The organism is Bowmanella yangjiangensis, assembly GCF_018531185.1.
Lineage (GTDB): Bacteria > Pseudomonadota > Gammaproteobacteria > Enterobacterales > Alteromonadaceae > Bowmanella > Bowmanella yangjiangensis.
In genome coordinates, this window is sequence record NZ_JAHDJU010000001.1 from 1,338,056 (window position 1) to 1,349,958 (window position 11,903).

General features: G+C 47.4%; 10 protein-coding genes and 4 tRNA genes. 10 read left to right on the forward strand and 4 right to left on the reverse strand.

The window, feature by feature from the left end:
• Window positions 1–638 precede the first annotated feature (638 nt).
• The 3 genes from KJY73_RS06010 to KJY73_RS06020 all read right to left on the reverse strand — a co-directional run bounded on the left by KJY73_RS06010 (window position 639) and on the right by KJY73_RS06020 (window position 1,808).
• Window positions 639–714, reverse strand: a tRNA-Lys gene (locus KJY73_RS06010).
• Between the two features lie 53 nt (window positions 715–767).
• Window positions 768–843 (reverse strand) — tRNA-Lys (locus KJY73_RS06015).
• A gap of 233 nt (window positions 844–1,076) precedes the next feature.
• Complete coding sequence (locus tag KJY73_RS06020) at window positions 1,077–1,808, reverse strand: ferredoxin--NADP reductase (RefSeq protein ID WP_214341359.1); 732 nt, start codon at window positions 1,806–1,808, stop codon at window positions 1,077–1,079.
• Window positions 1,809–1,960: 152 nt separating this feature from the next.
• Here KJY73_RS06020 and nadA point away from each other — a divergent pair, with 152 nt between their 5' ends.
• From nadA to KJY73_RS06035, 3 genes are all read left to right on the forward strand, one after another.
• Window positions 1,961–3,019 carry a quinolinate synthase NadA gene (gene nadA / locus KJY73_RS06025; RefSeq protein WP_214341373.1) on the forward strand — a complete coding sequence of 353 codons (1,059 nt, stop codon included), beginning with the start codon at window positions 1,961–1,963 and terminating at the stop codon, window positions 3,017–3,019.
• 194 nt (window positions 3,020–3,213) lie between these two features.
• Window positions 3,214–3,301: transfer RNA gene (locus tag KJY73_RS06030), tRNA-Ser, on the forward strand.
• Window positions 3,302–3,875: 574 nt separating this feature from the next.
• Window positions 3,876–4,631 (forward strand): substrate-binding periplasmic protein, encoded by a 756-nt coding sequence (locus tag KJY73_RS06035; RefSeq protein WP_214341376.1) that lies wholly within the window; start codon window positions 3,876–3,878, stop codon window positions 4,629–4,631.
• A gap of 145 nt (window positions 4,632–4,776) precedes the next feature.
• Here the strand turns inward: KJY73_RS06035 and yhbY are convergent, their stop codons facing one another.
• Window positions 4,777–5,073 (reverse strand): ribosome assembly RNA-binding protein YhbY, encoded by a 297-nt coding sequence (yhbY, locus tag KJY73_RS06040; protein WP_188699145.1) that lies wholly within the window; start codon window positions 5,071–5,073, stop codon window positions 4,777–4,779.
• 662 nt (window positions 5,074–5,735) lie between these two features.
• Here yhbY and ftsH point away from each other — a divergent pair.
• The 7 genes from ftsH to KJY73_RS06075 all read left to right on the forward strand — a co-directional run bounded on the left by ftsH (window position 5,736) and on the right by KJY73_RS06075 (window position 11,795).
• Window positions 5,736–7,670 (forward strand): ATP-dependent zinc metalloprotease FtsH, encoded by a 1,935-nt coding sequence (ftsH, locus tag KJY73_RS06045; RefSeq protein WP_269813715.1) that lies wholly within the window; start codon window positions 5,736–5,738, stop codon window positions 7,668–7,670.
• A gap of 63 nt (window positions 7,671–7,733) precedes the next feature.
• Window positions 7,734–8,564: a dihydropteroate synthase gene (gene folP / locus KJY73_RS06050; protein ID WP_214341408.1), complete on the forward strand. Its 831-nt coding sequence runs from the start codon at window positions 7,734–7,736 to the stop codon at window positions 8,562–8,564.
• Between the two features lie 39 nt (window positions 8,565–8,603).
• Entirely contained in the window at window positions 8,604–9,950 is a 1,347-nt protein-coding gene (glmM, locus tag KJY73_RS06055; protein WP_214341411.1) for a phosphoglucosamine mutase, read from the forward strand.
• A 95-nt stretch (window positions 9,951–10,045) separates the two neighbouring features.
• Window positions 10,046–10,792: a triose-phosphate isomerase gene (gene tpiA / locus KJY73_RS06060; RefSeq protein ID WP_214341414.1), complete on the forward strand. Its 747-nt coding sequence runs from the start codon at window positions 10,046–10,048 to the stop codon at window positions 10,790–10,792.
• 13 nt (window positions 10,793–10,805) lie between these two features.
• The gene (gene secG / locus KJY73_RS06065; RefSeq protein WP_206593824.1) at window positions 10,806–11,144 is read left to right on the forward strand and encodes a preprotein translocase subunit SecG; all 339 of its coding nucleotides are present in this window, start codon (window positions 10,806–10,808) and stop codon (window positions 11,142–11,144) included.
• A 15-nt stretch (window positions 11,145–11,159) separates the two neighbouring features.
• Window positions 11,160–11,244, forward strand: a tRNA-Leu gene (locus KJY73_RS06070).
• A gap of 167 nt (window positions 11,245–11,411) precedes the next feature.
• Window positions 11,412–11,795, forward strand: coding sequence for an MmcQ/YjbR family DNA-binding protein (locus KJY73_RS06075; RefSeq protein WP_214341417.1), 384 nt, complete (start codon window positions 11,412–11,414; stop codon window positions 11,793–11,795).
• Window positions 11,796–11,903: the final 108 nt, after the last annotated feature.

Consider the following 11,903-nt stretch of genomic DNA (forward strand, 5'->3'; position numbering starts at 1 on the left):
TTCACTGTGAAGGATCCTACGCTCGGAAGGCGTTAGCCCTGGAATGGCCACTCAAGTTGTATCGAGAGGGTCGCGGTGCTTTAAAGGAGCAGATGGATTTAGATTGTGGTGGGCTGGATTACAAAATACATCCTGTATTTTGCCCTATGGGCCATCGCTAACGACGCGATGTTCAAATTTTTTCCTGAAAAATTTGTCGAACCGGCTGGTTCTCACCCCACACGACCCAAAAAGCTTGTATCAAGTAGGATAGGAGTTTGGATTGCTTGGTTTTTTTAGATTGTGGTGGGCTGGATTACAAAATACATCCTGTATTTTGCCCTATGGGCCATCGCTAACGACGCGATGTTCAAATTTTTTCCAGAAAAATTTGTCGAACCGGCTGGTTCTCACCCAACACGACCCAAAAATGGTTGTATCAAGTAGGATAGGGAGTTTGGATTGCTTGTTTTTTTAGATTGTGGTGGGCTGGATTACAAAATACATCCTGTATTTTGCCCTATGGGCCATCGCTAACGACGCGATGTTCAAATTTTTTCCAGAAAAATTTGTCGAACCGGCTGATTCTCACCCAACACGACCCAAAAATGGTTGTATCAAGTAGGATAGGAGTTTGGATTGTTTGGTTTTTTAGATTGTGGTGGGTCGTGCTGGATTCGAACCAGCGACCAATTGATTAAAAGTCAACTGCTCTACCAACTGAGCTAACGACCCACAATCTTATGGAAGGTAGCAGATTTTCTCTTTGCCTGAATGCTTTGAGAAAGTGGTGGGTCGTGCTGGATTCGAACCAGCGACCAATTGATTAAAAGTCAACTGCTCTACCAACTGAGCTAACGACCCACTTGTTTTCGTTGTCTGCTGCAACGGGCGCATATAATACTTATTTCAGAATCAGGTGCAACCCAATTCTCCCAGAAAGTTTCATTTTTCTTTCCGAATGCTTTATTTATAGGCGCTTTGCGCAAAAATGACACCGTAATGGCCAAAAAATGTGCTTTTCTTGGCGAGAATAATGCAATTAAAGACGTTCTGTAAGACGTTTTTAAGTTTGTTCGCAGCCACATTTTTTTGTCTCACCAATACTTCTCGATGGTTATTTGCCCTGGTTGTCGTTTTAGGTGAGGACTTAATCCCAACTCTTTTAATATGGTTTGCGTTTCACTGACCATTTGCGGGTTTCCGCATAACATAAAATGGCTATTTTGAGCGTTGATGGTCAATCCTGTTGTCTGCTCGAGTTCACCACTACTTATTAAGGCTGTAATTCTGTCTTTATAGGCTCCTTGAAATGATTCACGGGTGACACTCAGGTATAAAGAAAACTGTGGTCGTTGTTTTTCCATGTTGCGAAGCTCATCCAGATAAGCCAGGTCATCTGCATTGCGCACACCATATACCAGCACAATGTTAGCAAAGGATGCCCAAACTTCAGCACTTCTTAACATTGAAATAAAAGGCCCAACGGCTGTACCAGTAGCTAACATCCAGAGATCACGGCAAGGAGGTATCTCATCCAAGGTCATAAAGCCACTGGCTCTGTCGCTGACCTGTATATCGTCGCCAACGTTAAGGTTCGCCAGGGCAGGGGAGAGTTTGCCATTTTCGACAGCGACAACCAGTATTTCCAGCAAATCGCCTGGTTGATTCACCAACGAGTAGGCCCGACCTATGCGCTTATCCTCGAATGGCAAAGCGACCTTAATAAACTGACCCGGAATAAAGGTGGGAATATCAGCGCGGATAAACAGCGAGAACAGCTTTTCATTCCAGTCTTTGCGTTTTGCAACAGTGCCTTCAATCCACATGTTTCCTCCTCATTACATTGCCTTTATATATAGAACATGACGCTCGTATTTATATGCTTCAATGTCATAGTTCTTTGACAACCGTCACGCCGTATCAATTCTTTTGTAAAGCTTGTATAATCCGCAGCCCCGTAGCAATGCCGAGCCGCACCATGATTCAGACTCAAACCATTGATACTCTCGAATATCCATTTCCGCCTAAGCCCAGAGCCTTAGATGAAGCGGAGCAACAGGTATACAAAGAGCGTATCAAACGTTTGTTGAAAGAAAAGAATGCCGTCCTGGTCGCGCACTACTATACCGATCCGGTTATTCAAGCGTTGGCCGAAGAAACCAACGGCTGTGTCGCTGATTCATTAGAAATGGCCAGATTTGGCCGAGACGCCAAAGAACAAACTCTGATTGTTGCTGGCGTTAAATTTATGGGTGAGACGGCCAAGATCCTCAGTCCGGAAAAAACCGTTCTGATGCCAACCTTAGAAGCGACTTGTTCACTGGATTTAGGCTGTCCGATCGATAAATTTAGTGCTTTTTGTGACGAGCATCCTGACCATACTGTGGTGGTTTATGCCAACACATCGGCCGCGGTGAAAGCCCGAGCTGATTGGGTAGTGACTTCCAGTATTGCATTAGAAATCGTTGAGCACCTGGATAGTCAGGGTAAGAAAATTCTGTGGGGCCCCGACCGTCATCTGGGGGCTTACATTGAGAAGCAAACCGGTGCTGAAATGTTGATGTGGCAAGGTGCCTGTATTGTTCATGACGAATTTAAAGCCAGGGCGCTGGCTTCGTTAAAGCAGCAATACCCTGATGCCGCCATATTAGTGCACCCAGAGTCTCCGGCTAACGTTGTCGCGATGGCTGATGCAGTAGGGTCAACATCACAGTTAATTAAGGCGGCGCAAACCTTACCCAATGAGCGTCTGATTGTTGCTACCGATAAAGGTATCTTCTATAAGATGCAGCAAGCGGCACCTGGTAAGGTATTCCTTGAAGCGCCTACCGGTGGAAATGGTGCAACCTGTAAGAGTTGTGCGCATTGTCCGTGGATGGCAATGAATGGGTTGGATGCCATTGGACAAGCCCTGACGGATAATAGTGGCCATGAAATCTTCGTGGATGAGGCTACGAGGGTTAAGGCGATGATTCCTTTGAACCGCATGTTGGACTTCGCTGCGGCGCATAGCATGAAAGTAAAAGGCAATGCTTGAGGCTGATATAGCGCTGACTTATGAGCCGTTTGTTTAATTATTTAGCGAACGACATGGTCAGCTCGATATTTTCCTTGATTAACAATAATGAATTCCCTAACATACGCGGCGCTTGAACGGGGGAGCTCGGCTTGCTTGTTCGTTGGTGTAAGTCACACCCCGAGTTTTACTCCAAAGTAGACTGATAAAATTTAGGTGAGGTGTCCGAGTGGCTGAAGGAGCACGCCTGGAAAGTGTGTATACGGCAACGTATCGAGGGTTCGAATCCCTCCCTCACCGCCATATAAAAGAAAAGCCCCGTCCATTTGGACGGGGCTTTTCTTTTATATCCCGTGAAGGGCGGACATGGTTTGACCCCTTGGTTCGACAAAAATGCCAGGAGCATTTTTGAACGCCGCGCAGTCAACGGCGGCTCGTAAGGCAGAATACAGGACGTATTCTGTAATCCCTCCCGATGTAAATTCCAAAACTGAATAAACACTTCCAACTGGACGGGGCTTTTCTTTTATTTCCCGTGCAGGGCGGCCATGGTTTGAACCCTTGGTTCGACAAAAATGCCAGGAGCATTTTTGAACGCCGCGCATTCGGCGGCGGCCCGTAGGGCAGAATGGTTGCATTCAGTCCCCCCTTCTGCAGTTCCAAATTTGCAACGCTGCCGTTATTCTGTGTATCTACTTTTTGCTTTGCTGTATCCATATCCTCACTTTATCAACGGTTTGATACCCTGAAGTGAGCTGATTTTTTGCTGAGCACCGAGGCTTTTCAACTGCCATAGATTTTTCGTGCTAACATGAAAATAATTCTTGTTTGGCTGGGCGCTTTGTTGCAATCGAATTTAGTCGCAAAAGGATGGAGTATGTTTGTCAGGACAGCGTTGTTCGTGATGCTGGCAATGCTGCGGCCTGCTTGGGCTGAGTCTATTACCATCTACACAGAGCATTTTCCCCCTTACCAGTTTATACAGGAGGGTAAGGTGGTGGGTATTAATGCTGAACTAACCATGATGGTGTGCGAACGGGCTGAGGTTGCTTGTGAGTTGGAATTGTTGCCTTGGAGTCGATCATTTCAGTTAACCCGGCAGCATAAATTAAGTGGCCTAATTTCTACCGCCAGATATAAAGAGCGTGAGCAGCAGTTTAAGTGGGTGGGGCCACTCGTGAAGTCAACGTCTTACCTTTACCGGCTAAAACATCGTGACGACATTTCCCTTACTTCTCTTAGCGAAGCTACGCGCTATACCATAGGAATTCAGCCTAATGATATTTATGAAGCAGTGTTGTTAAAACATGGCTTCGAGAAAGGTAGAAACTTGCTAAATGTGTCCTATAAAAATGCTGACATGCAATTGTTTATAAAAGGAAAACTTGATCTAATTATTGGTTCACCTTTGACGCTTCACTATCAAATTCAACCTTCAGGTTTTGTCATTGAAGATTTGATCCCGGTACTGGAGTTCCCTCTCGATGTTCAGGGGAACTATTTAGCTCTGAACACGTCCTTTCCCGAGCCACTCCGTGAGCGCCTGCAATGGGCCCTTGATAGTCTGCGCGTGGCAGGGGATGTTGATTCCCTGATTCAGAAGTATCAGGTTGCGCAAACCGCAACGAACTGAGTCTCAGGGAAGGTGATTGACGAAATTATCTATTAATTGAAACAGTTTTATCAATTATGTAGCGACAGCTAAGAAAGGCTAAGCTTTTCCCTAAAATGGCCACGAGTAGGTGAATTATAATTCGAAGGCGGAAGGCCGAGCTGACTCAGCCTTTGGGGATGCGGATCTTTTTCTCTTCACTTTCCCGGTATAACACCAAATTGTGACCGATAAGTTGTACGTTCAATGCTTTTGTTTCACGAGCAATGGCATCGCAAATTAAGCGTTTCTGTTCGCGGTCCGTTGTCGCTACTTTCACTTTTATCAGTTCGTGGTGATTGAGGGCGTTATCAATTTCAGCTAATACGCCTTCGGTTAAGCCATTGTTGCCAAGTAGAACAACAGGCTTGAGCGAGTGGGCTAAACCCTTGAGGTATTGCTTCTGTTTGGTAGAAAGAATCATTAGGTTACAAATTTATCTTTTAACTAAAACACACCAGCGTTAATTGGTATGTCTAAAGGGTTGAAAAACGGTATTCTACCGCCATCTTAAGCGCATGCCTAATGACATTAGCAGGTTATGCCAAAAAAGGTGACATCAGCTAAAGCTCAAAACGAGGTAGAGGCAGTGCGCTTTGTCAGGGGACGTTGTTAAAGTGGGACTCAGCTGCAGATAAAATGGTGTAATTCGGTGGGGCGCCTACGCTTTGTAGTAGAGCATTTAACCAGGTTTAAATACACCTTGTCTGTGACGAGAGTTGAGATGTCTTCGACAGAGTTGAAGTGACTACAGGGCTGCTAAGGCGCTGGTGTTATAGATTGATATGGCTTTTATTTCTCTGAACAAAGTTCACCCTTAAGTTCGGGGAAGGCTTCCGTAAATAAAGGGGGCCAAGAGGTAACCGGTTTCAAGGGGATATTGAGGCGGTTTACATAGTTTCGAGCGTCGAACTCTGGTAGGCTAAGCCTGCCGGACTCTGGAGCCGACCCTAATGCGGCATTGCCACATGAAGGGTAAGGGTTTCATAGGCGTTACATCCTGGTTGGTTTGGCTTGTACTACTGAGTAGGATACCGGTTAGGAAAACCGGTCCGGATAAGAACTGTTTTTACAGAGGTTACAGCGTTGAGCGATATGGCAAAAAATTTAATTTTGTGGTTGGTTATAGCCGTCGTATTAATGACGGTGTTTCAGAGTTTTACCCCAGGGGAATCTTCTGGACGCCAATATGATTACACCCAGTTCATCAATGAGGTGAATCAGGGAATGGTGCGTGAAGTGCGCATTGATGGTCGGGAGATCAAAGGCGTTTCCCGCAGTGGCGAAAGCTTTACCACCTTTATTCCATCTGTTGGCGATAACGGCCTGGTGACTGACCTCATCAAGAATGATGTGCGTATGATCAATGAGCCGCCTGAGCGTCCGTCAATGCTGGCCAACATTTTCATCTCCTGGTTCCCGATGTTGCTGCTGATCGGTGTATGGATTTTCTTCATGCGTCAAATGCAGGGCGGCGGCGGTCGTGGGGCTATGTCGTTTGGTAAGAGCAAGGCACGTTTGCTGGGTGAAGACCAGATTAAAACAACCTTTGCCGATGTGGCAGGTTGCGATGAAGCTAAAGAAGATGTATCTGAATTGGTGGATTTCCTGCGTGACCCGTCCAAATTCCAGAAGCTGGGCGGAAAAATTCCCAAAGGCGTCTTGATGGTTGGCCCTCCTGGTACAGGTAAAACCTTGTTGGCAAAAGCCATCGCCGGTGAAGCCAAGGTGCCATTCTTTACTATCTCCGGTTCTGACTTCGTAGAAATGTTTGTCGGTGTGGGCGCATCCCGTGTTCGCGACATGTTCGAGCAAGCTAAAAAGTCAGCACCTTGTATTATCTTTATCGACGAGATTGATGCGGTGGGCCGTCAGCGTGGTGCCGGTTTAGGTGGTGGTCATGATGAACGTGAGCAAACCCTGAACCAGATGCTGGTTGAAATGGATGGTTTTGAAGGCCATGAAGGCATAATCGTGATTGCCGCGACCAACCGTCCAGATGTGTTGGACCCTGCGTTGCTTCGTCCCGGCCGTTTTGACCGTCAGGTTGTTGTCGGCTTGCCCGACATTCGTGGTCGTGAACAGATCCTTAAAGTACATATGCGTAAAGTACCTATTGCCGATAACGTCGATGCGGGTGTTATTGCGCGTGGTACGCCTGGCTTCTCAGGTGCCGATCTGGCTAACTTGGTTAACGAAGCGGCGTTGTTTGCTGCTCGTGCTAACAAGCGCCTGGTTGCCATGGAAGAGTTTGATAAAGCCAAAGACAAGATCATGATGGGCGCTGAACGCAAGTCAATGGTGATGTCGGAAAGCGAAAAAGAAATGACGGCATACCATGAAGCCGGCCACGCCATTGTTGGTCGCATGGTACCGGAACATGATCCGGTTTATAAGGTATCAATTATCCCGCGCGGTCGTGCATTGGGCGTGACCATGTACTTGCCGGAACAGGACAGATTCAGCTACACCAAGCAGCATTTGGAGAGCATGATCTCTAGTCTCTATGGTGGCCGTATCGCCGAAGACATTATTTACGGTGGTGAAAAGGTTACCACTGGTGCCTCTAATGACATTGAGCGTGCTACCGATTTGGCGCGTAAGATGGTGACCCAATGGGGTCTATCGGACAAGATGGGTCCAATGCTGTACGCCGAGGAAGAAGGGGAAGTCTTTTTGGGACGCAGTATGGCGCGAGCCAAGCATATGTCAGATGATACGGCGCGTGCCATTGATGCTGAAATCAAAGCCGTGATTGATCGTAACTATGACCGTGCTGAGCAGATTCTTCGCGAAAATATGGATATCCTGCATACCATGAAAGACGCGCTGATGAAGTACGAGACTATCGATGCTAAACAGATTGATGATCTGATGGCGCGCCGCGAAGTTCGTCCCCCTGCAGATTGGGATAATGACAACAAGCCTAAGGGTGATACGTCAAACAAACCGGAAAGCAAGGCCGAAACGAAGAAAAGTTCAGATGCGGACATCAGTAAGCCAGGCGACTTACCCAGCTAAACTGCATCGTTATCATTAAAAGGCGCTACATAGCGCCTTTTTCTTATTGGGAACATTTATCCAATGAAATTTGCTGACAAATTTGTAGACCTTTCCACCCCAAAAGTAATGGGGATCCTCAATGTTACGCCTGATTCTTTTTCTGACGGGGGCCGCTTCAATAAACTGGATAGCGCCTTATATCAGGTAGAGAAAATGCTGGCTGATGGTGCAGCCTTTATCGATGTGGGCGGCGAGTCTACCCGCCCTGGTGCTGCTGATGTGTCGGTTGAGGAAGAACTGGCGCGGGTGGTGCCGGTTGTAGAGGCTATATCACAGCGATTTGATACTGTTGTTTCGGTTGATACCAGTAAAGCTGAAGTCATGTTGGAAGCCTGCCGCGCCGGTGCTGGATTGATCAATGATGTGCGGGCATTGCAGGAAACTGGAGCGCTTGAAATTGCGGCAAGGACGAATGCTGCGGTCTGTTTAATGCATATGCAAGGTCAGCCTCGTAGCATGCAAAATGAACCCCATTACCAAGATTTGTTCATGGACATTTTTTCATTTCTGGATGACCGGATTCAAGCTTGCACTGATGTGGGTATTGAACGTAGCCGTATTCTGCTCGATCCCGGCTTTGGTTTTGGCAAAACTTTGCAGCATAATTATCAGTTGCTACAAGGGATGGAGCGCTTCCATCACATGGGCTTGCCGCTTTTGGTGGGGATGTCGCGCAAGTCGATGTTAGGAAATCTTCTTGGTCGAGGCGTAGATGAACGCTTGGCAGGCAGTCTCGCCTGCGCGACAATTGCCGCGATGAAAGGTGCACAGATTATCCGTGTGCATGATGTGAAACAGACAGTGGACGTGTTAAAAGTAACGATGGCTGTGCTTGACCCAGATTCAATATAAAGACCGGAAATTATCCGGCAAAGCAATACAAGGAACACTATGAGTCAAAGAAAGTATTTCGGTACCGACGGTATCCGCGGCAAAGTAGGCGAGAGCGCCATCAACCCTGAGTTTGTTACTAAACTAGGTTGGGCAGCTGGTAAAGTGCTGGCTGGTCGCGGAACTAACAAGGTGTTGATTGGGAAGGATACCCGTATTTCTGGTTATATGCTCGAATCGGCGCTGGAAGCTGGTTTGTCTGCTGCAGGCATTAATATCGGTTTGTTGGGGCCTATGCCAACACCGGCTATTGCCTATCTGACCAAAACATTCCGTTCGGAAGCCGGCATTGTGATCAGTGCTTCACATAATCCTTATTATGATAACGGCATTAAATTTTTCTCAGCCGATGGCTTCAAATTAGACGATGATATCGAACAGGCTATTGAGGATATGCTTGAGCAGCCAATGGTTTGTGCTGCCCCTGACAAATTAGGCAAAGCCACTCGCATTAATGACGCAGCTGGTCGCTACATTGAATTTTGCAAAGGTACTTTTCCATCAGACCTGTCATTAACCGGCATGAAGATTGTGGTGGACTGTGCCCATGGTGCTACTTATCACATCGCACCGAATGTGCTCAGAGAGTTGGGGGCAGAGGTGGTCGAACTTGGCACTACCCCCAATGGTTTGAACATTAACGACGACGTGGGAGCCACGTCAATGCAAGCTATCACGGAGCGAGTCCTGGCCGAAAAAGCTGACCTCGGGTTTGCTCTGGATGGTGATGGTGACCGCATTATGATGGTAGACCATAAAGGCAACGTGGTAGATGGTGATGAAATTGTTTACATCATTGCCAGGGATGCTCTTAAGTCAGGTCGCCTGAACGGCGGTGGTGTTGTTGGTACGCTTATGAGCAACCTTGGCCTTGAAGTCGCATTAAGTCGCCTGTCAATTCCCTTTGCTCGCAGTAAGGTAGGCGACCGCTATGTAATGGAGCTGCTGCAGGAAAAAGGCTGGAACATCGGCGGAGAAAGCTCCGGTCATGTGCTTAACCTCGCAGTTGCTTCAACCGGCGATGGTGTTGTTTCGGGGTTGCAGGTGCTGACATCTATGTTACGTGCCGGTATGAGTCTGTATGAACTGCGCCGTGGTATGGAGAAATTCCCACAAACCCTGATTAACGTCAGATACAGTGAAGGCAGTTCTTCACCGCTGGAACATACGGATGTGCTTGCTGCTGTAAAGGCGGCGGAGCAAGATATGGGCGATGATGGGCGCGTGTTATTGCGGAAAAGCGGTACTGAGCCACTAATTCGGGTTATGGTTGAAGCCACCAAAGACGAACTGGCGAGCAAGTGGGCCGAGGCTATTGCAGAGTCGGTACGAAAAGTAACCGCATAGTAACATTTGACGCGCGAGCCACTTGTAACTTGTTTTGCGGTTGGTTACACTCTCGCGCGCTTTGAATTGACTCGCCAGACGAGCCAGGAGTCACAATGGCTGCGAAGATTAGACGCCCCATAGTGGCAGGTAACTGGAAAATGAACGGTAACCTGTCTCTGGTTAAGCAAATGCAGGAAGCATTAGGACAATCTCAGTTAGAGAATATGGATTCGGTTGTATGCCCTCCTTTTACTTTACTGAGTGGTTTCGATACAGAACAGATTAAACTGGGCGCTCAAAACCTCAGTGTGTATCCAAACGGAGCCCACACTGGCGAGATTTCCGCTGCTATGCTGCAGGATGTCGGTTGCCAATACGTCATATTGGGACATTCTGAACGCAGAGCGGAACAGTTTGAGTCAAACGAACTTGTCGCTGATAAAGTGCAAGTTGCGTTAGCGGCAGGTCTGACACCTATTGTTTGTGTTGGTGAGCCCCTTGAAGTGCGGCAAAGCGGCAAAGTGTTTGATTATGTTGCTTCCCAGCTAGATGCCGTCACACAGGTTATTGGTCAACAAGACCTGTTAAATGTGATGATTGCCTATGAGCCCATTTGGGCTATCGGTACGGGAAACACCGCAACGCCTGAGCAAGCACAAGAAGTTCATGCGTTTATTCGTGTCCATCTGGGCAAGTCCTGCCAGGATGCGGCAGCAAAAATAAGAATATTGTATGGTGGCAGCGTAAATGCCGCTAATGCAGCGCAGATTTTTGCGCAACCCGATGTGGACGGTGGCCTGATAGGTGGAGCCAGTCTGAAAGTCGAGGATTTTTTAGCAATTTGCCAAGCGGCAAACTGAATTGAGGTAAAGCATGCTTTACGAAGTATTAATGGTGATTTATCTGCTGATTTCATTAGCCTTGATTGGGCTGGTGTTGATTCAGCGCGGTAAAGGTGCCGATATGGGCGCATCTTTTGGTGCTGGCGCATCTAACACTGTATTTGGTGCCTCTGGTTCTGGTAATTTCCTGAGCCGCTCCACTGCCATTCTGGCGACGCTGTTTTTTGCAATCAGTTTGATTCTGGGTGCAATGACGGCAGGGAAAGAAAAGCAGGTAGACGAGTGGGAAAATCTGGAAGTGCCTGTTACTCAGCCAGCTGATACCGACGTACCTGTTGAGAAAACACAGCCTACCGACGTGCCTAACTAAAAACGTTAAAATTTCGCGGATGTGGTGGAATTGGTAGACACGCCATCTTGAGGGGGTGGTGTCGCAAGACGTGCGAGTTCGAGTCTCGCCATCCGCACCAAATTAAAAGAACCCGGCTAGGCCGGGTTTTTTGCATTTGCGAATCTGATCTGGTTCGCTGTCACAGGGTTAATGCAATGTAAGGCCTAATCAAACTGTGCCAACCTAGTTGCAACTTTGTCTGTTTCACGCCAGCATTTGACTCTCAAAACCCACTGAGGATAGCTCATGGACTATCTGCAAGCTCGTAGTTATTTACTTGGTAAGCCTGAAGCCGTTGAGGATTTTCCATTCGGGCCGGATGTTGCCGTGATGAAAATTCGCGGCAAGATGTTCGCGACCCTGGCAAGTGAACAGGGGGAAGGGCGCATGAATCTCAAATGCGAGCCTCAGCAGGCCATGATGCTCAGAGACATGTTTAGTGCGGTCATTCCAGGCTACCACATGAATAAATTGCATTGGAACACTATCCTACTGGACGGCAGTATCCCCGTTGGGGAAATTCAACGTATGATTGACCATTCCTATGCTTTGGTGGTGAAAGGTCTTAAAAAAGCGGACCGTGTTGGGTTATTAGCGAAATATGGAGAAGCACTCCAGCTCGATGTATAGCAATTTGTAAGTGCAAGCAACGTTCAAGTTACTCATAAATATCGACTTAAACTGACCCCAAGCTAAATAAATGTTTAATGGAATTGGTAAATCTTCCTCGCTATACTA